Here is a 22,558-nt window from a genome sequence, read left to right as displayed (position 1 = left end):
GATAATGGGAACGCCCTCCGAAAATCAACAGCCCTCAGTTGTGGCACCTCTTCGAACACGTTCGCGACAACCCTGTCAACGGAATCATCGGCGACTTGCCTCCCGCCAGTAGCCTCCAAGGGAAGAGCTTCCAAGAACTCGCAGATTTGCTTTTCTGACAGCTCGGCAGACTGCAGTAACGACACAACCATTGCCGATATCTTTCGTTCTGCCGCCGATGATTCCACCCATTTGGCCATTTTCGCTTTTATTTTGCCACTCTTGTCGAAACGTATAAACAGAGTTCTTTCGCAAAAAACCTGCACGTCAATTTGTCAGAAACCGCTTCCTGTTATGGGACTTGCTGGGAAAGCAAACTAAACAGGCTCGCAATTGCCCGAATGTCGACGCGGCAGCCAGCAGTTCGAAGTCTCTCTGCAGTCTTGGTCGAGTCGCCTATTTTGCTCGTGCCACCAATATCGGTTCGCTTTCGATGCCGCCACACTCGCCGATGTTCCGGCCCTGAATTCACGTTCGAAGTCGAATCGGCAGGATTGCTGCCATTCATCAAAAGGCATGTTGATGCTCGCCAAAGCCGTACGGACGTCATTCAGCCAGGTATCGTAGTTGTTCATGGGTTGGAATCTCCCTTCGATTCTAATGGAAGTTCCAGAATGTGCTACTCGGGTCTTCTCAATTGACTGAATAATTCGCTTGCCCGACAGGGCGCACATTCGGGGCAGGACCTGATTCTGCACGCTGGATTGCAACGGAAGGCTGTATATCCGTCATCATGACTTCGACCAGTGCCGCGCCGTACCGCTCAGTGATGCTCCACACTCCGTACATCAATCGCGTTAACTGCTCGTCGGTTGGAACGCTGTCATACAGCGGCATATCCGTACGGCATCGAAGTTCCCCGTCTGTCGAGTCCATCTCAAATCTCGCGAATCTCAATTGGAAATTTGCAAGAGACATTGCCTCGCACATCGCCTGGCGGCGATGCTCGGCTACGAACAGCGGGATGTGGGCACAGACCATGACGGCTTCCTTCCGAACGTTGATTCTCATGCGAACACTGAGTGGGCCAGTTCTGGCGAGAAAGGTCAGTTCATCATCGCCGTCGAAATCGGCGGTTACGTCCTTCGTTCGAAGCAGTTCCTGAATTCTTTTTAGTAGTTCCACGGGCTTCCTCCTGCCCATTGGTGCGTCCCTCTTCGGCTGGCCTCTCACTCGGTTGAGGCATGGTTCGGCCACGCTCGCACCTATGCCCAAGGAGGTTTTTCGAATGGCGAAGAACGTTTGGGACGGGTTTGGGAAACGAATTGGCTCGATTTCGAACCTGCCCGATGGAAAGAAGCACGTCTACAACAGTAACGACCAGCCCGTTGGGAACGTGGGGAAGACGGGGACGGTCACTCCGAACGGGACGTTGGTTAGCCGAAGCAGATTGCCGGGGCTGCTGTTCAACCGAAACAACAATAAGAAGAAGTAAATAAGACGGTAGCGGTGGGAAAGCCGCTGCCGTTTCTTTTGTATTGCCGTGGGTCAACGTTGTGGCTAGGCTGAAATCTCTCGATAGGAGGCGTGGATGGCTGATAACGGATTCGTGCGAGACCTGTTGGCCTTCTTTAAGACTGCTCGGCATCTTTGGGGCCGCTGCCCCGATTGTGGGTGCGTATTCCGACTGTCCGATGCTGCAATCAGCACAAGCCCCGAACCCCCTCGGGATTGGTTGCGCCGTCTGCAAAAGCAACAGGCGGCACTCGCGGAAAAGGAGTCGGAAGTCGCAGAGCGTGAAGTTGAAATTGCGGAAAGAGAGGAAGAGCTAAGCCTCACTGAACGCGACCTTCGCGATAGGGAAAACCGGCTGGAACGTGATGCACGCAATCGGGTTCGGCAAATCTTGTCCAGCAACACCGAGGTGCAAAAACTCATTAAAGATTCGAACAAGGTGGCGGTACAACAATCGCGGGCGACCCTGCTCGGGAAATTGCTTGAGCGCTTGGCTCCGTGCTTCCGCACCTTCCAATATGACCCTCGTGATATGCGCTGTATCTCCGACCCTGTTGATTACGTGCTTTTCGATGGGCTAACCGTAGAGCGTCAAGTGAAGCAGATTGCATTCATTGAAGTGAAGTGCGGCACGAGTAAGCTGTCACCCGTACAGCGTAGTATTCGCGATGTTGTTGAGAGGAACAGGGTCTCTACCGAAGTTTGGTACATCGGGAATCCCGATATTCCAATAACCAAACAACTGCCCGCCAAGTCGCGAGCGGCAACAGCTAAATAAGGATTATTGGATGAACATGTCTCAGGCTGACAATCGGCACGATTGGTCGCGGCTGAATCGATTGCAACTTGGCAAATATGCTGAATATCTCGCCAAGATGGAATTTGTGCTGTTCGGGTGTGACGTATTCACTAGCGAGGTCGATGACCACGGTATTGATTTCGTCGTTCGAACCCGAGATGCGCGGCACTTTGATGTTCAGGTGAAATCGTATCGGCTCCCCTCAAAGAACACCCCGTACATCTTTCTTCCAAAGGAGAAGTTCCTAATCTCCCCATCGCTGCTGCTGGCACTTGTTCAGTTTGTGAATGGTGAGGAACCCAAGCTGTTTCTCCTGCCCTCTGCTATCGGGACATCCCCAAATCCTTTGTTCGAAAGTCGCGATTATGGCGAGGGCAAGCAAAGCCCGCCGGAGTGGGGACTGACTCTTTCAAAACGGAAGCTCGAAAGATTGGCTCAGGATTGCGCGTTCGAGACAGCTATAGCCTGCTTGTAACGGATACCCTTGGACGAGCGACCAAAACCATCGGAATACTCCGCATCTGTAAGCACGTCCCACAGTTGCGGAACAACTGTGCGCATCAAGGGTTGTCTAGAGGTGCGGGAACGTGGAGCCTTTGTCGCTGATGAGTCCTCAGTACCTTTGAGTGGCAGTCAGAATTCGCCGCATCTGCAAGCCCGTCCGTGAGTTGCGAGCGAATAGGCCAATAATCGGATGTCTATAGGTGCGGGAACGTGGAACCCCGGTCCCTGAGGTGTTCCCGATACCCTTGGGCGGGTGGTAAATCCTTCTTCGATTCTCCGCATCTGCAACGAAACCCGAGGGTTGCGTGAGGAAATCGGCCACTCATTGGCCGTAGTGAAGTGCGGGAACGTGGAACCTCAGTCGCCGTGCTCGCATTGGGGGTTGCCAGCACAAATGGCGAGCGGGTGGTTACTTTGAACGAAATTCCACGCATCCCGAAGTTGCCAAGATAGTTGCGGCAATCTGCACATCATCAACTTCGTATAGTTCTTGCGGAACATGGATGATGTGCCAGAGGCTGCTTATTCGTATCCCCAGCCACGTGCGAATTCGTGCAGTTCGTTTGAAATATCCTGAACGTGAAAGGCCACTTGTTCAAGCAGTCGGACAAGGTGCTTGTTATCGGGTCGCGGGGTTATCTTCTTGAAACGAATACCGAGCATCGCCTCACAGTACCCGGCCATCTCGAACAGCTTCCCCAGAATTTCTTCGTCTTTCTTCGTTAGGTCGCTCATGTGCGTAGGTGCGTCACTGGCCACGGTAGCCTCTTCAGTATTCGTCGGGCAGAAGAAACGTTGTGCATGAGCGGTCAGCTTCCGTTATCACCCAGACCTTCGTTCGGTCTTTCAGGTGATATGCCGAAAGCAATCTGAACCCTTCCGCTAGTGAACGCTCGTTCTCCAATCGGTCATGCTCGTCCAAGTTGCCCCAATCACCTGCAAGGTGTCGGCGCAACAAGTGAATGGGGCTATCACCTGTTCGTTGAAATGATTCAAGGGCACCGGGTGTGGCCACGAGCCGCCCAAATGGGAACTTCACAACGCAGGGTTTGTTATCGGCTGAGGTTGATGAACTCATGCCCACGGGTGCGTGACAAAGCATCGTTTACCTCAATGTGCGTTCAAAAACGAGGGTCGAGATTTGAAAAAAATTGCGAGCTTTTCCGGACGGCCAGTCAGCGAAAATCGGTTTCGATATCGTGTCCCGAAGGGTCGGTGAGCCTTTGACAAAAGAGATTGTCTTATCGCTGAGAGCGTGGCCCGTTAACACGCACTGAGAGCGACTGTGGATGGAGACGCACCTATCGCTGTATTCCCGCTGGGATTGCCAGCACAAGGAGAAGCGATGGGGAAAGCAGCGAAGAAGGAAACGCAAAAGCGGGCGCCGTTCAACTGGGCACGGCTGAAGAAGATGTGGGATGAAGGCAAGAGCTACTTGGAAATGGCCAAAGCCCTCGATGGGCATTACAACGCAGAAGGGGAAGACCCGACGAAGTCCATTCGAGCCAAGTGCAGCGTTGCCATGAACAAAGGCATCCGCATTGATGGTGGAAAGTTGATTCGATTCGTTCGGCGCAACAAAGCCAAGAAAGATTCGGAACCGAAGAAGGCCTCCGCAAAGAAGGTCCCGAAGGCAACAGCGAAGAAAACCAAACCGAAATCCACCCCGAAGCTAACCGTGGTGGCCAAGCCCGATGAACCGAAGACCCACCCCGAAGCCTAGTTGCCGACCCGGTTGAATGCCCCGACCTTAGATGGTTGGGGCTTTTTCGTTGTGTCCCAGTTCTCTCGTGAGGTGTTTGCCGTTTCCGTTCGCACCAACAGATTGGAAATGTGAAAAGGTCTTCTACCGACCATTCCCACACCGTTCAAGGAGAACAAATGAGTGTTCCATTCTTAGTGCCTAAACCCCATCAGGCCGTTCTGGAAGGCACCCGGCGGCCTTCTGCAAGCCCGGTGGATGTTTATATCGACCACCTCGGCATCGGCTCACGTAGGGGAATGAAGGATGCTCTGGATACAGTGGCCACCTTTCTTTTGGGCCGACCAGCCAAGGCCGACCAAGTGGACTGGCCTTCGATTCGCTACAACCAAACTGCCGCAGTAAGGAACTGGCTCTTGACCCGATACAGACCTGCAACCTGCAAGCGAATCCTCGCCGCCGTGCGGGGTGTGCTCAAGGAGTGTTGGCGGCTCGGGCTTATGAGCCATGATGATTGCGCCCGTGCATGTGACATTGCTTCCATCCGTGCTGAGGATGAACCCCGTGGCCGCGCTTTGACGAACGAAGAACTCAAGAAGCTGTTCGACGTTTGCGCTGCGGATACAACTATTGCCGGAGTTCGGGACACGGCTTTGCTTTCAGTTCTGTATGGTATCGGGCTTCGCCGCTCTGAACTGGTCGGGTTGAACTTCGAAGATTACGATACGTCGGAAGGAACCCTGAGCATTGATGGCAAAGGTGGAAAACCGAGGCTTGGCCTCGTACTCGAAAGCGTCAAGGTGGCTATGGATGCGTGGGTGAATGTCCGTAGTGATTGGGATGGGCCGTTGTTCGTTCCGTTTGTTCGGGGCGGAAAGCTCAGCCACCGCCGGATGTCAGATGACGGATTGGCACTGATTTTCCGAAAGAGGGGTGAACAGGCGGGCGTGGAGCACTTTTCTCTACACGACCTTCGACGCACGTTCATCACGGATTTGCTTTCAGCGGGTGCCGACTTGTCCGTGGTTCAGAAGCTCGCTGGCCATCGCAACATCAGCACAACGCTGATTTATGACCGACGCGGCATAAGCGCGAACGTCAAGGCGGCCAAGCTCATATCGAAACTACTGTAATCGAAAACAAGGCCGAAGCCCCAGAGCGAACCTCCGGGGCTTCATCCATTCCGCCAAGCTGAGCAACAACCCAACACTACTGCACTACCCTAAAGTCCACTTTTGGCAGCGGCACAAAGTGAACCATCTCCATGAGACGACTGAACACCATTTTCCCAATCGCATTTCCAATCTCTTCAATGTCTACGTTGGAGGTGATAATCAGCTTGCAACGTATTTCGTACCACTGGGAGAACAAACGCTTCAAGCGAGCGTGCTGGGGTGAGTTTGGCGGGAAATCGTTCGAGATATCATCCAGCACCACAACATCCCAAGGTGCTCCTTTAGAAATCACCTTGTCGTATTCCGCATCTACGTTGCGGTAAATGAAACCAGCCAAGACGGCGTTTGCGAACTTCATCTCCAATGCCTCTTGAAGGTCGTTGTACGAGATCCACTTCACCGTTTTCTCGTTCAACACGTACTGGTTCGCGATGCAGGCAGCGATTGTGGTCTTTCCGCACCCTGAATCCCCGAAAAGATAGAAGCCCTTTTCGCCATTCAGTTCAGCCTGGATTTCATCGAGGGCGTCACAATTCGTGATGCCCGCTTCATCGGCGGTGTCATTCTTGAGTTCTTCCAGACTTCCGGCCACGTAAACCTTGCGTGGCACGGTCGTGGTCATCTTCAGCCAATACTTAATCGTTGGGCAAGTTTTCCAGTACTTGCGAATCCAAGCCAACCTGCATTCATTGGAACACACGATGAACGGTGGATTGCCCTGCATCACGGGCTTCCCGTCTTCCACGAAGTAAATTGAGCCATACGCCAACTTGAACGGAGGCACATCAACGTCTGCGCCATCAAGCGTAATGTGGCTCAGCTTCTTAACAGTCTCGAATGTGGCACTCTTTCCGCAGACCGCACAGGTGTACGAATAGCTCCTCACGAGTGCTTCGGTCTGCCTTATCCGTTCCCGGCATTTCTGCTGGGCGGCATTACGTGCTGCCCGACGTGCTTCCACATCGTAGAGCAACCCGTGCTGTTGCTCCTTCGCTGCTGACTGCTCAGTTGGTGCGAGCGCCTGTATTAGTGCTTTTTCCAAATCCGAATTATTCATTTACCTTTACCTTCGCCCCAAGCTGGCTGAATCCCTTCCGCTTGGCATGAATATCTATCGCTGATTGCGAATGTGCTGTGTTCTTGGTGTTCACTGCCGTTGGGAGGCGCATCGATTCGAATTCGCCGGAAAGAGCACGTTCCACACCAATATCTTTGCCATTGCTCGCCACGTATCCCACGCCTTTCTTGAAGTAGCCACCCTTAGGAACGAACATTTCGCTAAGCGTCGGGTGCCAGAGTTCTCCGTTGCTCTTGGGGAATCCTTTGAACCATCGATTGATAGGAATTTCGTTGATGACCATTTGCCATCGCTCGCGCCAATCAGGATTGGCTTGAATCCATGTGTTGATTGCCCGGAATAGGGTGTTCGCAGTCACGTCGCCCTCACTTGTGGTGAGCGATGAAGGAATCGGAGTGCCTGTGAACTGAGTTGATGAAGCAATCGCTTCATTCCAAGATTGCCAAATCTGAAGAACGTCTTCCTTTTTTGAACTCGTGCTTTCAATCACCTGCGCGTTAGAAGAGTTCATATCTTTTACTTCTAAAACCTTAGGAGACGACCCGATGTCTGCTATGTCGGGTGTGGAAACGGCCACTATGTTTTCTGCTGAAGCGTCCACTATGTGCGACCCCGAAACGTCTACTATGTTTCCTTCCTGCTTCTTGAGTGCGCTCTGAACGTGTGTGGCACCTTCAAGACTGTGCCAGTGAATCGTGTAAACATTACTGCTGTTAAAACGATGTTCGATTGACACAACGCCCCAACGCGTGAGGTCGGCCAAGACAGTTTTTACCGTGGTCAACCCATAGTGGGTGCGCCTTGCAATGGTTGGAAGTGACGGCCAGCATTTCGCTGGGGTGTGTTGGTTGCAGCACCGCAAGAGCGCAAGCAATACGTGATAATGCTTCGCCCGCGCTTCTGCCGAGAGTTTTAAGCCGTCTTCGCAGGCGATGATGAAGACCAGCTTCTGATTACACTTTAATGTCCTGGGAGTCATGGTGGCCGGGTCTACGCTTTCCCTTTGAGTCGCTTGACTTTGTCTGCTTCAACGAACGCACCCGCAGCACGCGCATCGCACGCCAATTCTTCTTCCGTCTTTTCGCAAGCGGTGAACCTTATAAATTTGTTCGTTAATGACGCACCGACGACTTGCTTCAGGAATGCGCACGCACGAGTTTCTGGGCTGAGGCAGAGCGCATCGCCGTTCCAAATTCCATGGCGCGCATCTTTCATTTGGTTTTCGAGAAACGTTAACAATTGGGAGTGGCTCACCCGCACTTCTAAGTTGTCGCAGTCCAGCCGAAAGGTAGCCGTAGCATCATCTATGGCGATGTGCGTGATTTTCGACAGCCGCGCCGCGTCCTCGATACCTTCGTAGAACGTGTTCGAAACGATAAATCCTTGATTTCCAAGGAGTTGATTGATGAAGTTCATCACATTTTCGTGTTTCAGGGAAATTTCCATCGTCGCCTTCGCGGAGATTATTTGTTAAGGCACCCAGTGGGGTGACGCCCATAGGTGCATAAAATGGCGAAAAGGTTATCAGTTGCTGTAACTGGATGAAAAAGAGACAATTAGCTCGTGACTATAAGCAGAACACGTTCCAAGTCAATGCGGGTTGTCTGGGGGAAGCGGAAGCTGTTAGCCGAATTGGGGTGGCAGGAAGGAGGCAGCGATGCCTACATGAAGAACTTCCTTGCTCTTATCAAAGCACGTGAGAACTATGGTGTTCGCTTCAAGAACTTTCGCAAGCGGCATGAAGTTAAAAAGAAGATATTCGAACGAACATATGGCCGGGAAATGACCATCCGTGAAGAAATCATGGACTTCATCGAACAAATAGTCAGAGCACAATTGACCTGAAATCAGTACCTTCCAATCACTGATATCCTTTTTCCACGTTAACGTACCGTAGGGCATGAAAAGCAGTCATCTCTACGTCCTCGAATACTGCACGCATCCCGCGATAACCAAATCGTTCGAACCACGCCCCGTTGCTTGGAAGCCCCGAACTTCGGCCTAGCTCGGGCTGGAGAATACGGGCTGGTTGACACGGGCTTCAATGTCGAAGAACAAATTGCTTCTGGAACACGATTGCACGGGGAATGGTTCTTGCGATTTCATCTTCACTCCGCCAGAAATCGCGCACCTGCTCCGCGTCCCTGCAAGTTGGGTTTATCAACACAAGAACGACCTCCCTTTGTTCCACGTTGGGCGTTACGTTCGCTGCCGTTGTGGTGAATTGCGTTCGTTCGTGCGTGCGCATGGAGAGCAAACGGCATGAGCGCACTTGGGTCAAGCAGCTTGAATTTCCCTGGTTTCACTGTTACCGGTCCTCTCCTCGGTTCGAGGAGGCATTGGTTGAGGGAACGGTATCAGGACGTAAAGGTTAAGGAGTTCGGGGATAAGTGGCGCATTGATTATTGGGACTACACCACCACTCCACGCACGAAGCGCGGGAAAAAGTGGTCGAAGAAGTACGTGCCCACCAAGCGCGAGGCCCAAAAGCGCGCTGATGAATTCATGGAGCAGGTAAACGAGCGCAACAATTCACCGCAGCTCTGTTCTACAGATGGGGACACGTTCTCATCCCTCGTGAAGTTGTACAGGGACAAGGTATCCCGCCACCTCAAGAACTCGACGCGGATGAACTACGAATTCTTCTTGGAAACGTACCTCATCCCCGAATTCGGTAGGACACGGTTAACCAAGATTCGTCGTATTGCGGTTCAAGATTTCATCAACGCGCAAACGAAGCTGGCACCGAAGACGGTTAAGAACCTCCACGCTTGTTTCCGCGCCATTCTCAATGAAGGCAAACGTTGGGGCTTGTTGGGAGACAACCCCGCTGTCGGGGTTCGTCTGCCCCGCATATCGCGCAATCAGCACCAGCGCACGATGCTTACGCCAGCCGAAATTCGCAATTTGATTGAAGCCTTGCCGTGGCCAACAAATGCTCTCGTTACCCTCATGGTGAACGGCTCACTTCGCTTCGGTGAAGTTGCAGCGTTGCGCTGGAAACGAATTTTGAAAGACCGAATCGAGATTCGGGAACGCGTCTACGAAGGCGAGTTTGATGATACGAAAACCGAATCGGGTGACCGCGATGTACCGCTGAATGGCTCTATGAAGAAGTGGTTCGAAACGGCATGGAAGCTCACAAAACGGCGCAAACCCGATGACCTCGTGTTCTGTGCCCGCAATGGTTCACCCATTAGCAGGCGCAACATGCTCAATCGCCAACTCAAGCCAACGCTCAAGGAGTTGAACTTGCCCCCTTGCACCTTCCACAACCTGCGCCACCTGCATTCGAGCCTTTCAATGCGCACGGGCGCAAGCCCTGAAGTAACCCGCGACAACATGGGGCATTCCGAAGTGGATGTGACGCAGAACATCTACACGGGTTCATGGTGGGAACAGAGGGCAGCGGCGGTCGAAGGAATTGGGAAGCTGATTTGGGGAAATGAAACGAGCGAGTAATAGCAAGATACTACGGAGAATAGACGAACAATGAAACCCGGTACCGATATCAATGCCAGCAATCAAACACTGTCGCACATACAACAAACAGTAGCTCAGTTTGTCCCGAAGAACGCCACTTCAGAAGACCGCGAAGCTGCGGTGGTTATGGTGGCGGCGCTCTATCTGGGACCGCGCAGTGAAAGCATTTGTACGCTGACCGGGTTGCCGAAAGAGTTTGTTGAAACTATTGGCGACAGGCTCCGGACATCGGGCATGTGGACACACACCGGCGTAGATTACGCCGACTGGTCTTGTGACCCTGAGGGCATAATAAAGTTCATCCTCGACTGGAGCGTCGCCACGGGAATGGTGTGGCGGACAGGGGAGAAGAGGAATGGGAGGCCAGTTTTCAAGTCTCTAATTTATGGCAAGCCCAATTAGTGGGTAGTCGTGGGGACAGAATTCTCGTCTCGTGTTGGGAACCTCGACCTAACGAACGGAAGGCAACTCAGAAATCAGCGGGAATTGAAACAACGGGAGAATTGAACTCAACGGGTACAGATTTGAATGACTCTCGCCATTTCTCGATAGTCAATGGTAGCTTGTCCTTGAATTCGTGTTCAGTCGTGAAGTATCGAACGACGCCGTCGTCAATGAACGCGACCCACAACTGGCCGCCATCACCCCGCATAATGATGCCTTCCATGATGGTGTACATGCCAGCGACGCCGCCGCAGAATACGCGAGCCGCGAATTCGTCTTCGCTTTTTTCCTCTGCGACACGAACGAACCGGGGTCTCAATTTCTTGAAATGCTCGCCCGTAATTCTGTAGAGCCGCTCCAAGTCAAGTTCGTCGAGAAAGCCGAAATCGAAGAGCAACTCCTGTTCGAGTGAGAAGCGGCCATCAAAGCTCACGCCCATCCCATGAAAATCGTGACAATAGCTTTCCTGAACCGTCATCTCCGCTGTTTCGGCATTCCTCTTGAACGACAGTTCACATGGGCGACTGGGGTCGGAGGATTGAATGATGGCGTATGCTGAGTCGGTGCTAATAAATCGCGCAAATCCGCCAGTGAGGGTTCCTGTGTGAGCGCCATTGACGACGACAAGCTGAAATAAGAAGCCAGTAGACCCCACTTCATAGATGAACAGTGTTCCACCGCCTCCGGCTGAAGAGAACTCCCAAAATCCCCACCATCGGGACGTTTTCTTGTCAACTTTCAACACTTCCTTGATTGCGGCTGCGAGCCTGTCACGTAAACCTGCTTTCAATGCAGCACGGTCTCTTGAACGGCTAGCAAGTTCGTAGGTGACTGTTCGGCGACCGCGAAGGTCGAATGGAAGTGCTTCCGGCCCACCGTACGCGGAGTTTTGCACCAGAATGATTCGATTCCATCCTAACCGTGCAACTGCGTACCCTAATTCTGTCAGCACGTTTGGGTTTGGAGTCAGTCTTTTCGGTTGGAAGAACCTGCGGCTGTTGACGATTGAAGCGTCACATACAAAAACATCTGATTCTGAAATCTTCGAAAAAATGGTGTTTGCAATGTCGGGAGCGCCAGAATGTCCCGCCGTGTCGCGGTCTATCACCGGCTCGACCCTAAGAGTCTTGTCACGCCCGATTTCCTTTACAGCTTTCTTTAGAGCATCCTCGATGAAATTTCGGTTTAACGCTGAATCAAGGTCAGACTGCCATGAGTAGAAGATATTCTGTCTCAGACTCAGCCCCCCTTCGTGGCGAAATGTAACTGGCCAGAACTCAGCTCAGTTGCGAGCAAGGTCGGAACGGAAAACCGGGAACCTGCGCGTTCTCGCTAACCTCTAAGCTCCTCTTCGGAAATTACATTCCCATTTTCGTCCAGAATCCGAAGCGTTCCTCGTATTTGGTCGACCATCGCACCCATGTCATCTGTAAGGCCGAGAAAGAACTGGTTCAGATAACGCATTATGTAATTCTCGGGCGTGGATTCGACTGATACTTGTACATGCCCGATTTTTTCGTGTTCGGCAATCTTCTGTGCCCCAGTCGAGAGGCTCCGCCCAAGAAGGGTGACGAAATATCCTTTGTCCGCGCCTGAGTCTTCCACTCGATATGCCAAAGCTCCGGCTTCTTCTGGTTCTATGTTCTTCTTAGTTTTGCGACGAACCTCAAAGATGACAGCTTTTCGTTCGCCACGCGTGTACCCGATTACCTCGATATTCCAGCAATACCCAGATTTTCCGTCCAGTTTTCCCGTCGTTGGGTGGACGGCTTCCAGTTCGAAGACGTTTTTATGGCGAGCTACGATGGCCCGTACAACATCTTCTAAATTCTTCCAGAGCGGCTGCTTCTTGGCCATAGTTTAAAGTTATCAGTTAGTGTCGTTGAACAGAAGCATCCGCTTTGGGTGACTTTTTGGGTGACCCAAAATAGCAAAAGCTCCAAATGAGGAGTTTGTAAGTTCCTGATTTTGCTTGAGAAAAGATTGGTCGGGGAGAGAGGATTTGAACCTCCGACCCCCTGGTCCCGAACCAGGTGCTCTACCAGGCTGAGCCACTCCCCGACTGTTGGCGCGGTTACGCGTTGATTTGGATTATAACAGAGCAGCAAGCCTGCGCAAAAAGCCTGCTGTGCATTTCCGGCAGAGCACCTGAGACCGGGCCTAAGCGCCCAGTCTCCCTAGTCCAATACCGATCACGTAGGTCACGATGCCCTCGACCGCTCCTACTACTGTCATTTCCATGCCGCTGCTAAACCAGGAGCGCACCGTGATGAGGGTTTTCGCGGCACCCACCGCGAAGTGCGCAACCAGAGACACAATTGCGGAAACTATGACCGCTGGATACCCACTCATGAAAAAGAACGGAATGATAGGGATGAACGCGCCAATAGCCGTCGATAACGTGCCCGAGAAGGCGGACGTGATTGGATTGCTCAGGGCCTCCTCGGTCAAATTGAGTCGCTCGGCGGCCAATGCTCGGAGCATCTGTTCGGGGTTCTTGGCTATGTGCTCGACGGTTCGATCCGCGTCTTCCTGCGGGAGTCCCTTCACCTGGTAATAGAGCGACAGGAGTTCGCGAGCTTCGAGTCCGTTCATTTCCATGGCTTCGCGCTCGCGCGCGAGTTCGGCTTCGTAGATTTCAGCTTCGCTCTTGGCTGCGAGGTAGGCACCGGAGCCCATGGACAACGCGCTGGCGACCATGCCTGCGATGCCCGCAAGCAACACGTACCTTGAGTTGCCCAAGGTTGCGCCGGAGACGCCGGATACGATTCCGAAAATGGCTCCAAGGCCGTCGTTGACCCCGTATATTGCATCACCTATCCATCCAGCGGCCTGCTTGCCGGAGTTCGAGCGCTTGGCGAGTAGTTCGGCGATCTCTTCCTTGGGATCGGCCTTTACTTCGGCCACGGCAGAAGATGGATAGTGTTGGCGAATAAGGCTACCGAGTTCGCGGTAGTGCTCCTGTTCGTCGGCAATCACCTCGTGCAGGATAGATATGCTAGGTTCGTCGCCGAGCTCTTCGAGTTGCTTGCCGTAGCGCGCAATGTCGCGGCTCTCGTCGATTTCCAACCTACGCAAGGCGACGCCAGTGCCGCCCACTCGATTGGCGAGGCTATCGGCATCGCCTCCGGCAGATCCATCGTATTGTGGCGTATGGCCGCCGAGTTCGATGATTCGCTTGGCCCACATGGAGGCATGGCGCGCTTCGGCTTCAGCAAGGTTGCGCAGAATGCGCCTGCGGATGGGATCGTCGTCTCTCTCCGAAAATGCGTTGTAAGTGTGGAATCCACGCATTTCAGCCTGCCAGTTCTGGGCAAGCGCATGCAGAACTCTGTCTCGTGCGGCATTGTTCATAACTGGCCATGATACCCTCGGCGAGCGAGCCCGACAATCCACCATCTCTGACGCCATCTGAAGTGATTCAACGGGTGCCGGGGCGCACCATCTTCGCCGGATCGACGATGCGATCGAAATCCTCCTCGCTGATGTAACCTAGTTCGAGTGCCGCAGCCTTTAGTGTCGAGTCTTTCTCGACCGCGTGATGCGCGATCTCGCTCGCCTTGTCGTAGCCGATCACTGGAGCTAGGGCCGTGACTAGCATCAACGAGCGCTCGACGTGTTCCTTCAATTTGGCGAGGTTGGGTCGCGTGCCTTCGACAAGGAAGCGACGGAAGTTTGTGCAGCCATCGGTGAGGAGCGTGATGGACTGGAGGATGTTGTGGATCATCAGGGGCTTGTAGACGTTCATTTCCAGGTAGCCACCTGCGCCACCGAATCCTACGGCAACATCGTTGGCCATCACTTGTACGGCGATCATAGTGAGGGCTTCCACCTGCGTGGGATTCACCTTGCCAGGCATTATCGAGGATCCGGGCTCGTTCTCCGGGATCATTAGCTCAGCGAATCCTGCACGTGGGCCGCAGGACATAAGGCGGATATCGTTCGCGATCTTGTAGAGAGAAACGGCCGTGGTGCGCAGGGTTCCAGACAGTTGGACAAGAGCATCATGCGATCCTTGGACCGTGAACTTGTTGGGCGCGGTGATGAAGGGTTGGCCCGTGAGATTGGCGATCTCGGCTGCGGCAGCTTCGGCGAAACCTTCGGATGCGTTGATGCCGGTACCAACGGCTGTCCCGCCGAGCGCGAGCTTATATACGTCCGTGAGGCAATGTTCGAGTCGATCCAAGTCCTCGGCCAGCAGGCCAGCATAGCCTGACCACTCCTGCCCAAGGGTGAGAGGAGTGGCGTCCTGCATGTGCGTGCGTCCGATTTTGATGATGTCCTTCCACTCTTCTGCCTTTGCGGCAATGGAGTCGTGAAGCAAGCGCAAGGCCGGAATCAGGCGTTGCTTGGTGGCTACGGCACTGGCGATGTACATCGCAGCCGGGAAGGTGTCGTTTGACGATTGCGACATGTTCACGTGATCATTCGGGTGCACTGGGTTCTTGCTGCCGAGCGGCGTTCCGGCAATCTGCGAGGCGCGATTGGAGATGACCTCGTTTATGTTCATGTTGAACTGGGTGCCGCTTCCGGTCATCCAGACATGCAGTGGAAACATGTCCTGGTGCTGGCCTGCGAGGATTTCATCGCAAACCTGCACGATCAGTTTGTGCTGATCAGCCGTGAGCCTCGCTCCGGAATGATTTGCATTTGCCGAGGCTTTCTTCAGGATGGCGTACGCGGTGATCATCTCGCGCGGAATGAGGTCGTGGCCGATACTGAAATATTCGATCGATCGCTGTGTTTGAGCTCCCCATAGCTTATTGGCTGGTACTGCGATCTCGCCCATGCTGTCGCGTTCTTTGCGCATCTCGCTCATGACTTGCACACTCTCTTCACATTTGCGCCTGAAGGCACACCTCGGGTTGGGTGCAGATCATCGCGTGCGGAGTTGTGCGGGAGAAGCAGGGGAGGCAAAAGCAAGGCCCGCAAACTGGCTTGCGAGCCGCTCGAACTAGAAGTTCTTTCGCAAATCCATTCCGTTATACATGCTGGCGACAAAATCGCCGTATCCGTTGAACATCAGCGTGTTGCGACGGAAGAGTTCGCCGATGCGACGCTCCTTCGCCTGGCTCCATCGCGGATGATCAACCTGAGGATTCACGTTGGAGTAAAAGCCGTATTCGTGAGCATTGGCTTCATTCCAGCTTGTAGTCGGCATTTTGTCGGTCAGAGTGATCCTGACAATTGACTTCGCACTCTTGAATCCATACTTCCATGGAACGACGATGCGAACCGGAGCGCCATTCTGGCCGGGAAGCGTCTCGCCGTAGAGTCCGACGGTGAGCAGGGTGAGCGGGTTCATCGCCTCATCCAGTCGGAGTCCTTCCTTATAAGGCCAGTTCAGAACGCTTCGCTGCTGGCCGGGTAATTCGCTTGCGCGAGAGACGCTGGTGAACGCCACGAACTTTGCCTGTGAAGTTGGTTCGACCTTGTCGAGCAGCGCTTTGAGCGGGTAGCCAATCCAGGGGATCACCATGGACCAGCCTTCAACGCAACGATGCCGGTAAACTCGTTCCTCAAGCGGAGAGAGTTTCATCAGGGAATCGAAGTCCAACTTCAGTGGCTTGCGTACAAAACCATCGATCTGCACTGTCCAGGGCAGGGGGTGGAATCCTGAGGCAAGCTTGGCCGGGGTCTCCTTGTCGGTCGAGAGCTCGTAAAAGTTGTTGTAGTGGGTGACATCCTGCAAGGGCGTGAGTTTCTCCCCCGTGGTGCTGATGGGACTCTTGCGGGCTTGCAATGCGTTTCCTGCATGCGCCTCAACCGACGGCGAAAATAGCTCCATGAGTTTGTCGGTTGAGAGTGCGGCCGCACCAAACCCAGCAGCAGCGGCCAGAAAACGTCGGCGGTCGACGTAGAGAGACTTTGGAGTAATTTCGGAGGACTTCGGTTCGTTGAATCTGAATTTCACTGCGGGGATCCTGAATCGTTTCGAATCATCTGCAACATTCGATTGCATTATCAGAGGGAAAGATACAACCAATTATTACGAAGAAGAAATTAGGACTTCTTGAGTTCGACCAATACCTGACGTGCAATTTCCTTGAGGGTTTCGAATACCCCGATGCCCTGAGACGCTACTGATTCAAAAGTCGGTTCGTCGCGACGTAAGAGTTGCCGCTTCATTTCGTCCACAGAGAGCACGTTTGGCAGGTCGCGCTTGTTGAATTGCAGCACGTACGGAATCGTGGCGAAATCGTATCCGTGTTCCTTCAGGTTGCTGACGAGATTATCCAAGGCCTCGACGTTGGCGTCGGCGCGCTCTGATTGGGAGTCGGCCACGAACACGACTCCATCGACGCCACGCAGAATCAGCTTGCGAGAAGCGTCGTAGAACACCTGTCCGGGGACGGTGTAGAGGTGGAATCGGGTCTTAAATCCGCGGATGGTGCCCAAATCTAGTGGAAGAAAGTCGAAGAACAGTGTGCGATCGGTTTCGGTCGCAAGCGAGATCATTTTGCCCTTCTGCTGCTCGCCTGTTTTGTCGAAAATGTGCTGCAAGTTGGTTGTCTTCCCACCCAAACCGGGGCCGTAGTAGACAATCTTGCAGTTAATCTCGCGCGCAGCGAAGTTGATGAAGCTCAATGATTCCCCTTGCCTAGCCTCGAACGGCATCCCTTGATGCCGCAATCGGTCGCATCCATGGGTATGCGCGGGAGTTTCCGATTGCACTGCTCTGAACAGAGCAGATAGTTGGGTTATACCACACAAAACGGGCTATCTAGCTGTAAACATTGTGACCCGTGCCATCCTGAGTACTACGTCTAATTCGTTCTGTGTAGAACGCGTATCGGAAAAAGCGCCCCGGAACTGGTCCGGGGCGCCGAAGGTTAAAACCTTGTTATTTCTGGGGAACTGGATAGTAGCCGTCGCGAGCATAAATCCTCAGGCTAGGTCCGTAACCGCCTACACGTACTTCGATTTTGCGGTAACTGGTGGATTTGGTCGCGTCCGTGTTGTACACCAGCGTGTACTGGCTACGCGACTGTTCCATCGCGCTGCCATAGGCAGATTCGATCGCCTCAGACGTGAACTCCTTGAAGATTTCGCCGCCGGTCGCCGAAGCATACTTGGGGAGAACGTTGCTGTAGCCCTGCTTGGGAAGGTGGATCTTGTTCAGTCTGCTCACAACAGGAATCGCTGCTTCGTCGACCGCCACACCGTACACGCTTACGTTGTTCGTGAGCAGGACTTTGAGCACGTCCTTGTAGCCGGCTCGCGAGCCCATTTCGCGACCGTCGGAGATGATGAAGATGACCTTGCGACGTGCTTTCGGACGACGTCCTAGATCCTGTGCGGCCTGGAGCAGGGCGTCATTCAGCACGCGCGACGGTTCGGCATTCTTTGGCGGAGCAGTCTCGATGGAGTTGCGCTGCTGGCCGGGGTCAAATACGCGTCCATTCACGGAGGGACCGACGGTCATTGGGTTGTAGGCGGTAGGTCCGGCGTTTCGTCCCTCAACCTGCTTGATTTTTGCCAGTGTGTGATTGGTGGTGTCACCAAAAGCAGCTACAAAGTCCTGCTGCTGACGGACGGTGTTGCCGTAGGTGTAGATCGAGACCTCATCAAACTGGCTGAAAGCTCCGGTCAGCGCGCCAAAGGTATCCTTCACCTTGCGCAGGGCGATCTCAGGCATACCTATGTCAACAATGATTGCGGCTGAAACCGGGAACGGATCGCTGGTGAAGAAGGTGATTCGCTGCTTCACGCCGTCCTCATAGACCGAGAAATTGTCGATTGTCAGACCTGGGAATAGATGTCCGTTTGCGTCCTTAACTGTCACCGGCACTGGAACGGCGTTGACGTTGACGCTGATGGTGCCATTGACCTCATCGAATCCGCTGCTGCTCGCGTTTGCCTTGCGGTTGGACGGGATTACTCGCCCGGTATTGGGGTTGCGCACGGGCGTCGCGTTCTCGTTCTCTGCTTCCTTCGCTGTGTCCACCGAACTAGCCTCACCCCGTCCAGAGTCCGTTGTGGAGACGGGAATATTGGGCTTAGGACCATCGGGCAGCGTCTGCGGTGCCTGTTGCGGCTTAGGCGCATCTGGCAAAGTCTGCTGGGCAAACAGGGTCAGAGATGTCGCAAGAAGTATTGGAAGCAAAATGGCGAAACACCGTGGGCGGTGCATAGTACCCTCCGCAGAACTGGACTCGGATTCAGAATTGCCAATCGCAAGTCGCATTGACATTTGACGTTGCCAAAGTACTTCCATAGGCAACTAATCTTATATTGCAGTCACGCTAGCTACGTACATACTAGACTACGTCGCACGAGTCGAGAAGCTATGCTCATCCTAAGGCAAGTCAGAATACTCGCTATCCTCGCGTTCGTTGCTTGTTTGATGTCATCGACAGGGATGCAGGCTCAGCGCCCGCCCAAGGAGCCTCCAAAGGCCTCGAATGCTCCGGACGACAATGGCTACTCGGCGCCGGACACGCCAAAGTTGAGGGACAAAACGGCGGAGCAGGATCAGCCGGTTGCGACTTTCAAGAGCAACGTCCAGTTGGTAAGCCTGTACTTCAATGTCAAAGACAAGCATGGCGCGCTGATTCCCCACCTGAAGAAAGAGGATTTCCAGATCTCCGAGGATGGGAAACCGCAGACGATCAAATACTTCGCTGCCGAGTCGAATCAACCCCTCACGCTTGGTCTGCTGATCGATACGAGTGGCAGCCAGACCCGTGTTCTGCCGATGGAGCAGGAAGTGGGCGCGGCATTTCTGAGGGATGTGTTGACTCCCAAAGATATGGCCTTCCTGATCAACTTCGATATCAACGTTGATCTGCTCGCGGACTACACGAACGATGCAGCGCAACTGCGCCGGGCGTTGGACAAGACTCGAATCAACGACGGTGGGGGCAGCGGCGCTGGAGGAATTGCAGGTGCGGGTCAGGGCACGATTCCGGTTTTGCGACCCAAGGGAACGCTGCTCTATGACGCCGTGTACCTTGCGGCAAATGAGAAGCTACAGAAAGAAACCGGGCGCAAAGCCATGGTTCTGCTGACGGACGGTGGCGACCAGGGAAGCGACGAGACGCTGCCCAACGCCATTGAGGCAGCACAACGCTCGGAGGTGATCGTCTACGTCATTATGATTGCCGACCGCGCAAACTTCATGCCGGGCACTCATGAAATGCATAAGCTCGCGGAGCAGACCGGGGGACGGGTAATCGACGTGGGCAACGATCCGAAGAAGCTGCGGAAGGCATTCGATGAGATCGGCGCCGAACTCCGCAGCCAATACATGATTGGCTATGTCCCGACGAATACGGTAGCGGATGGAAAGTATCGCAAGCTAGAACTGAAAGCGGTGAATGCCGATTACAAAGTGCAGGCCAGGAAAGGGTATTTCGCGCCCAAGGAGTAGGCCTCGGGCGCGAACTCAATTACTGTTTGCGATTCGGCGCGTAGTAACCCTTGCGAGCGCGGATCTTGACGTTGGGTCTGCGGGGCGCGTCGATTGAGATGGCACGGTAGCGCCCATCCTGCTCGAAATTCTGCGGCTTATACGCAATCACGTATTGGCTGCGCAGCTCATCCTGAATCTCGGCAAATGCGTTCGCAACCTCTTCCAACCGAAGCGGGAAGAAGACCTTGCCGCCTGTGGCTTCGGCATAGCGCATTAGAACCTTGTCGCCCTTCTTGTCGGAATCGGTGATGTTCGTGCTGATCACGTAAATGATGACTTCGGCACGGAGCGCGGCTTCGATGGCTTCCTCGCGCGTGTGCCGGCTCTGGTTATCATCTCCGTCGCTCAGCAGGATGATTGCTCGGCGCGCCGGTCCACGGAGGGGAGCCTTCGCGAGCTTCTCGCACGCCTGGTAGATCGCATCATGCAGGGCGGTTCCACCACCGGGTCGCAGAACTCGCACGCCGTGCGCGAGGGCGTTGGTGTTGTCAGTGTAGTCCTGAGTGAGATCGGTCATGGAGTCGAATCCGACCACAAAGGCGCGATCCGTCTTGGGACGAACCACCTGGTGCAGAAACTCCACTGCGGCATCCTGCTCAAAACGGAAACGGTCGCGGATTGAGTTGCTGGCGTCGACCAAGAGCCCTACACGGAGAGGAAGTCCGGTCTCACTTTCAAAGGCATCGATGCGGATTGGGGCCTTACCCTCATCAAGCAGCCGTACGTCTTCCTTTTTCAGGTCCTTGATAAAGCGGCCATGCTTGTCGGTGGCGGTAAAAATCAGGTCGACCAAGTCAACTTCAACGCCAATGCGATACACGCCCGGATCGGACTCCTGCAGCGCTCCGCCTTGTGAACGTTGCGCGGGGCCGTCGTCGGACACGCTGGGGAGCAATGTCGAGTCGGTGTCAGGCTTCTTACCCTCCTGCTCCTGCTGTCCGCTCGTGTTGCTGGCGCTATCAGTGTCCTGTTGCTGCGTGGCCGAAGGCGTGCTTTCCGGTGCCGTGGGACGAGCGGCCGGGGGAAGAGTACTCAGGCCGGTGTCGGTGGTGGCTGCCGGTGCGGGCTGGGCCGGTTTCTCCGGAGGTTTGGCCGGAGCACCCGGGAACCGCGGTTGTACAGCGGACGGGGCCGAAGGCAGATCCTGCGTGTTCTGTGCCCATGCTGCGGAGCTAATCAGTAGAACGGCGCTAAACAGGGCGGATGCCAGCTTGGTCATATGCTCAAGTTTATAACGGTACTGCAAGACTCAGGATGGGTAAGGTCTCGTTCAGGCCCGGAACAGGAAAATCCCCACACGGCGATAGGAGGATCAGTCTAGCGTTTCGGCCGATTGCCTGAGCTTTTCGATGAAGAGTTCGAGCTCTTCGGGCAGCGGGGCTTCCAACTCCAGCGCCTTTCCGGTCTTGGGCTGCTTGAGGCTTAACCTCATCGCGTGAAGGAAATTGCGACCGAGTGACAGGCTGGCGGCACCTGTGCCATGCACACGGGCTTTCTTCGCCTCAGTGCGCGAACTTATGGCGTTCCCGTGGCGCTCGCGCGCAAGCGTATTCGGCAGGATAATCTGCGGCGCGCCGTAGAGGGTATCTCCTACGATTGGGTGTCCGATTGAAGACATGTGTACACGTATTTGGTGAGTCCGCCCAGTCTCGATTCGCACTTCGACCAAGGCGTATCGCCCGTAGGGCGTGAGCAGGCGTTCGATGACTTTGTAATGCGAAACCGCCGTACGAGCCTCGATTCCGGCGGTGCTCATCCGCGTACGGTTACGAGGGTCGCGACCAATTGGATCGTTCACCGTTCCCTCGTCCTTTTTCGGCCAGTTGTGAACCAAGGCCAGATAAGTCTTATGAACCTGCCGCGACGAAAACTGCTCAACCAGTTTGCGATGGGCAAGGTCGTTCTTGGCGACGACGATCAGGCCACTCGTATCTTTGTCGAGACGATGCACAATGCCGGGACGTAGCTCCCCGCCAACTTCGCTCAGCTTTTGGAATCGGAATAGAAGAGCATTCACCAACGTGCCGCGATTGCGGACATCTTCGGCGCTGCCATTGCTGGCGTGGACAACCATCCCCGCGGGCTTGTTCACTACGGCGAGGTCTTTGTCTTCGTACACCACGTCCAGAGGAATGTCTTCGGGGAAAGCCTTGAGCGGAGCTGCCTCGACCTCTCCAATGATTTCGATTTGCTCGGTGCCCTTGAGCTTGAGCGAAGCCTTGGAAGGGTGCTGATTCACCAGCACTTTGCCCTGCTCCACCAGTTGCTGCACGCGAACACGACTCACGTTCGGGATCTGCGCCACAAGGTATTGATCCAGTCGCACGCCTGCGTCTTCGTCTGTCACATTGAACAGAGTTGGCGCGGAGGACTCCTCTTCTTGGGGTGTCGCGGGCAGAACGTCTTCGATTTCCATTTCAGGAAGCTTGGGTTTGCGTGGCATCGTCTTTGAGCATAGCAGGTG

The 22,558-nt window shown here is 54.2% G+C and carries 23 protein-coding genes and 1 tRNA gene; 9 read left to right on the top strand and 15 right to left on the bottom strand.

What is annotated here, in order from left to right:
• Positions 1 to 672: 672 nt before the first annotated feature.
• Positions 673 to 1,164, bottom strand: coding sequence for a YbjN domain-containing protein (locus AC6IZD_RS15990; RefSeq protein WP_497784435.1), 492 nt, complete (start codon positions 1,162 to 1,164; stop codon positions 673 to 675).
• A 103-nt stretch (positions 1,165 to 1,267) separates the two neighbouring features.
• Between AC6IZD_RS15990 and AC6IZD_RS15985 the strand changes: the two genes are divergently transcribed.
• From AC6IZD_RS15985 to AC6IZD_RS15975, 3 genes are all read left to right on the top strand, one after another.
• Positions 1,268 to 1,474, top strand: a complete 207-nt coding sequence (locus tag AC6IZD_RS15985; RefSeq protein WP_497784434.1) for a hypothetical protein — start codon at positions 1,268 to 1,270, stop codon at positions 1,472 to 1,474.
• A gap of 96 nt (positions 1,475 to 1,570) precedes the next feature.
• Positions 1,571 to 2,272, top strand: a complete 702-nt coding sequence (locus AC6IZD_RS15980; protein ID WP_497784433.1) for a Holliday junction resolvase-like protein — start codon at positions 1,571 to 1,573, stop codon at positions 2,270 to 2,272.
• Positions 2,273 to 2,282: 10 nt separating this feature from the next.
• A complete protein-coding gene (locus tag AC6IZD_RS15975; protein ID WP_497784432.1) occupies positions 2,283 to 2,768 on the top strand; it encodes a DUF4365 domain-containing protein in 486 nt (161 codons plus the stop codon).
• Between the two features lie 551 nt (positions 2,769 to 3,319).
• Here AC6IZD_RS15975 and AC6IZD_RS15970 read toward each other — a convergent pair.
• Positions 3,320 to 3,556: a hypothetical protein gene (locus AC6IZD_RS15970; RefSeq protein ID WP_497784431.1), complete on the bottom strand. Its 237-nt coding sequence runs from the start codon at positions 3,554 to 3,556 to the stop codon at positions 3,320 to 3,322.
• A gap of 586 nt (positions 3,557 to 4,142) precedes the next feature.
• Between AC6IZD_RS15970 and AC6IZD_RS15965 the strand changes: the two genes are divergently transcribed.
• A complete protein-coding gene (locus AC6IZD_RS15965) occupies positions 4,143 to 4,520 on the top strand; it encodes a hypothetical protein (RefSeq protein WP_497784429.1) in 378 nt (125 codons plus the stop codon).
• 158 nt (positions 4,521 to 4,678) lie between these two features.
• Complete coding sequence (locus AC6IZD_RS15960; protein ID WP_497784428.1) at positions 4,679 to 5,632, top strand: tyrosine-type recombinase/integrase; 954 nt, start codon at positions 4,679 to 4,681, stop codon at positions 5,630 to 5,632.
• A 76-nt stretch (positions 5,633 to 5,708) separates the two neighbouring features.
• On the opposite strand, the gene AC6IZD_RS15955 is transcribed toward AC6IZD_RS15960, so the two are convergent.
• From AC6IZD_RS15955 to AC6IZD_RS15945, 3 genes are all read right to left on the bottom strand, one after another.
• Positions 5,709 to 6,731, bottom strand: a complete 1,023-nt coding sequence (locus tag AC6IZD_RS15955) for a hypothetical protein (RefSeq protein WP_497784426.1) — start codon at positions 6,729 to 6,731, stop codon at positions 5,709 to 5,711.
• A complete protein-coding gene (locus AC6IZD_RS15950; RefSeq protein WP_497784425.1) occupies positions 6,724 to 7,536 on the bottom strand; it encodes a hypothetical protein in 813 nt (270 codons plus the stop codon). The genes AC6IZD_RS15955 and AC6IZD_RS15950 overlap by 8 nt, the downstream gene beginning before the upstream one ends.
• Positions 7,537 to 7,742: 206 nt before the next feature.
• Positions 7,743 to 8,198 carry a hypothetical protein gene (locus AC6IZD_RS15945; RefSeq protein WP_497784424.1) on the bottom strand — a complete coding sequence of 152 codons (456 nt, stop codon included), beginning with the start codon at positions 8,196 to 8,198 and terminating at the stop codon, positions 7,743 to 7,745.
• A 219-nt stretch (positions 8,199 to 8,417) separates the two neighbouring features.
• On the opposite strand from AC6IZD_RS15945, the gene AC6IZD_RS15940 reads away from it, so the two are divergent.
• The 3 genes from AC6IZD_RS15940 (at position 8,418) to AC6IZD_RS15930 (ending at position 10,637) form a co-directional block, all read left to right on the top strand.
• Complete coding sequence (locus AC6IZD_RS15940) at positions 8,418 to 8,597, top strand: hypothetical protein (RefSeq protein ID WP_497784423.1); 180 nt, start codon at positions 8,418 to 8,420, stop codon at positions 8,595 to 8,597.
• A gap of 498 nt (positions 8,598 to 9,095) precedes the next feature.
• Complete coding sequence (locus AC6IZD_RS15935; RefSeq protein ID WP_497784422.1) at positions 9,096 to 10,214, top strand: tyrosine-type recombinase/integrase; 1,119 nt, start codon at positions 9,096 to 9,098, stop codon at positions 10,212 to 10,214.
• Positions 10,215 to 10,244: 30 nt separating this feature from the next.
• A complete protein-coding gene (locus AC6IZD_RS15930; protein WP_497784421.1) occupies positions 10,245 to 10,637 on the top strand; it encodes a hypothetical protein in 393 nt (130 codons plus the stop codon).
• 67 nt (positions 10,638 to 10,704) lie between these two features.
• On the opposite strand, the gene AC6IZD_RS15925 is transcribed toward AC6IZD_RS15930, so the two are convergent.
• From AC6IZD_RS15925 to AC6IZD_RS15890, 8 genes are all read right to left on the bottom strand, one after another.
• On the bottom strand, positions 10,705 to 11,631 hold the full coding sequence (locus AC6IZD_RS15925) for a hypothetical protein (protein ID WP_497784420.1): 927 nt from the start codon (positions 11,629 to 11,631) through the stop codon (positions 10,705 to 10,707).
• 380 nt (positions 11,632 to 12,011) lie between these two features.
• The gene (locus AC6IZD_RS15920) at positions 12,012 to 12,536 is read right to left on the bottom strand and encodes a hypothetical protein (RefSeq protein ID WP_497784419.1); all 525 of its coding nucleotides are present in this window, start codon (positions 12,534 to 12,536) and stop codon (positions 12,012 to 12,014) included.
• A gap of 127 nt (positions 12,537 to 12,663) precedes the next feature.
• Positions 12,664 to 12,740: transfer RNA gene (locus AC6IZD_RS15915), tRNA-Pro, on the bottom strand.
• 99 nt (positions 12,741 to 12,839) lie between these two features.
• Positions 12,840 to 14,033, bottom strand: a complete 1,194-nt coding sequence (locus AC6IZD_RS15910) for a VIT1/CCC1 transporter family protein (protein ID WP_497784417.1) — start codon at positions 14,031 to 14,033, stop codon at positions 12,840 to 12,842.
• 67 nt (positions 14,034 to 14,100) lie between these two features.
• Positions 14,101 to 15,498, bottom strand: coding sequence for a class II fumarate hydratase (gene fumC, locus AC6IZD_RS15905; RefSeq protein ID WP_497784415.1), 1,398 nt, complete (start codon positions 15,496 to 15,498; stop codon positions 14,101 to 14,103).
• 135 nt (positions 15,499 to 15,633) lie between these two features.
• Complete coding sequence (gene msrP / locus AC6IZD_RS15900; protein ID WP_497784413.1) at positions 15,634 to 16,593, bottom strand: protein-methionine-sulfoxide reductase catalytic subunit MsrP; 960 nt, start codon at positions 16,591 to 16,593, stop codon at positions 15,634 to 15,636.
• Positions 16,594 to 16,682: 89 nt separating this feature from the next.
• Entirely contained in the window at positions 16,683 to 17,267 is a 585-nt protein-coding gene (locus tag AC6IZD_RS15895; RefSeq protein ID WP_497784411.1) for a GTP-binding protein, read from the bottom strand.
• A gap of 256 nt (positions 17,268 to 17,523) precedes the next feature.
• Positions 17,524 to 18,813 (bottom strand): VWA domain-containing protein, encoded by a 1,290-nt coding sequence (locus AC6IZD_RS15890; protein ID WP_497784410.1) that lies wholly within the window; start codon positions 18,811 to 18,813, stop codon positions 17,524 to 17,526.
• A gap of 213 nt (positions 18,814 to 19,026) precedes the next feature.
• On the opposite strand from AC6IZD_RS15890, the gene AC6IZD_RS15885 reads away from it, so the two are divergent.
• Positions 19,027 to 20,052 carry a VWA domain-containing protein gene (locus AC6IZD_RS15885; RefSeq protein ID WP_497784409.1) on the top strand — a complete coding sequence of 342 codons (1,026 nt, stop codon included), beginning with the start codon at positions 19,027 to 19,029 and terminating at the stop codon, positions 20,050 to 20,052.
• A gap of 19 nt (positions 20,053 to 20,071) precedes the next feature.
• Here AC6IZD_RS15885 and AC6IZD_RS15880 read toward each other — a convergent pair whose 3' ends face one another.
• On the bottom strand, positions 20,072 to 21,313 hold the full coding sequence (locus tag AC6IZD_RS15880) for a VWA domain-containing protein (protein WP_497784408.1): 1,242 nt from the start codon (positions 21,311 to 21,313) through the stop codon (positions 20,072 to 20,074).
• 93 nt (positions 21,314 to 21,406) lie between these two features.
• Positions 21,407 to 22,537, bottom strand: a complete 1,131-nt coding sequence (locus tag AC6IZD_RS15875) for an RluA family pseudouridine synthase (protein WP_497784407.1) — start codon at positions 22,535 to 22,537, stop codon at positions 21,407 to 21,409.
• Positions 22,538 to 22,558: the final 21 nt, after the last annotated feature.

This window comes from Koromonas humicola (assembly GCF_059726255.1).
This window is presented reverse-complemented; position numbering and strand designations above follow the sequence as displayed.

What these genes read in the sequence shown, in the direction of transcription:
- AC6IZD_RS15960 (WP_497784428.1), top strand. Translation starts at nt 4,679, where the DNA reads ATGAGTGTTCCATTCTTAGTGCCTAAACCCCATCAGGCCGTTCTGGAA.
- AC6IZD_RS15955 (WP_497784426.1), bottom strand. Translation starts at nt 6,731, where the DNA reads ATGAATAATTCGGATTTGGAAAAAGCACTAATACAGGCGCTCGCACCA.
- AC6IZD_RS15885 (WP_497784409.1), top strand. Translation starts at nt 19,027, where the DNA reads ATGTCATCGACAGGGATGCAGGCTCAGCGCCCGCCCAAGGAGCCTCCA.
- fumC (WP_497784415.1), bottom strand. Translation starts at nt 15,498, where the DNA reads ATGAGCGAGATGCGCAAAGAACGCGACAGCATGGGCGAGATCGCAGTA.
- AC6IZD_RS15875 (WP_497784407.1), bottom strand. Translation starts at nt 22,537, where the DNA reads ATGCCACGCAAACCCAAGCTTCCTGAAATGGAAATCGAAGACGTTCTG.
- AC6IZD_RS15880 (WP_497784408.1), bottom strand. Translation starts at nt 21,313, where the DNA reads ATGACCAAGCTGGCATCCGCCCTGTTTAGCGCCGTTCTACTGATTAGC.
- AC6IZD_RS15940 (WP_497784423.1), top strand. Translation starts at nt 8,418, where the DNA reads ATGAAGAACTTCCTTGCTCTTATCAAAGCACGTGAGAACTATGGTGTT.
- AC6IZD_RS15920 (WP_497784419.1), bottom strand. Translation starts at nt 12,536, where the DNA reads ATGGCCAAGAAGCAGCCGCTCTGGAAGAATTTAGAAGATGTTGTACGG.
- AC6IZD_RS15930 (WP_497784421.1), top strand. Translation starts at nt 10,245, where the DNA reads ATGAAACCCGGTACCGATATCAATGCCAGCAATCAAACACTGTCGCAC.
- AC6IZD_RS15910 (WP_497784417.1), bottom strand. Translation starts at nt 14,033, where the DNA reads ATGAACAATGCCGCACGAGACAGAGTTCTGCATGCGCTTGCCCAGAAC.
- AC6IZD_RS15945 (WP_497784424.1), bottom strand. Translation starts at nt 8,198, where the DNA reads ATGGAAATTTCCCTGAAACACGAAAATGTGATGAACTTCATCAATCAA.
- AC6IZD_RS15965 (WP_497784429.1), top strand. Translation starts at nt 4,143, where the DNA reads ATGGGGAAAGCAGCGAAGAAGGAAACGCAAAAGCGGGCGCCGTTCAAC.
- AC6IZD_RS15975 (WP_497784432.1), top strand. Translation starts at nt 2,283, where the DNA reads ATGAACATGTCTCAGGCTGACAATCGGCACGATTGGTCGCGGCTGAAT.
- AC6IZD_RS15985 (WP_497784434.1), top strand. Translation starts at nt 1,268, where the DNA reads ATGGCGAAGAACGTTTGGGACGGGTTTGGGAAACGAATTGGCTCGATT.
- AC6IZD_RS15890 (WP_497784410.1), bottom strand. Translation starts at nt 18,813, where the DNA reads ATGCACCGCCCACGGTGTTTCGCCATTTTGCTTCCAATACTTCTTGCG.
- AC6IZD_RS15980 (WP_497784433.1), top strand. Translation starts at nt 1,571, where the DNA reads ATGGCTGATAACGGATTCGTGCGAGACCTGTTGGCCTTCTTTAAGACT.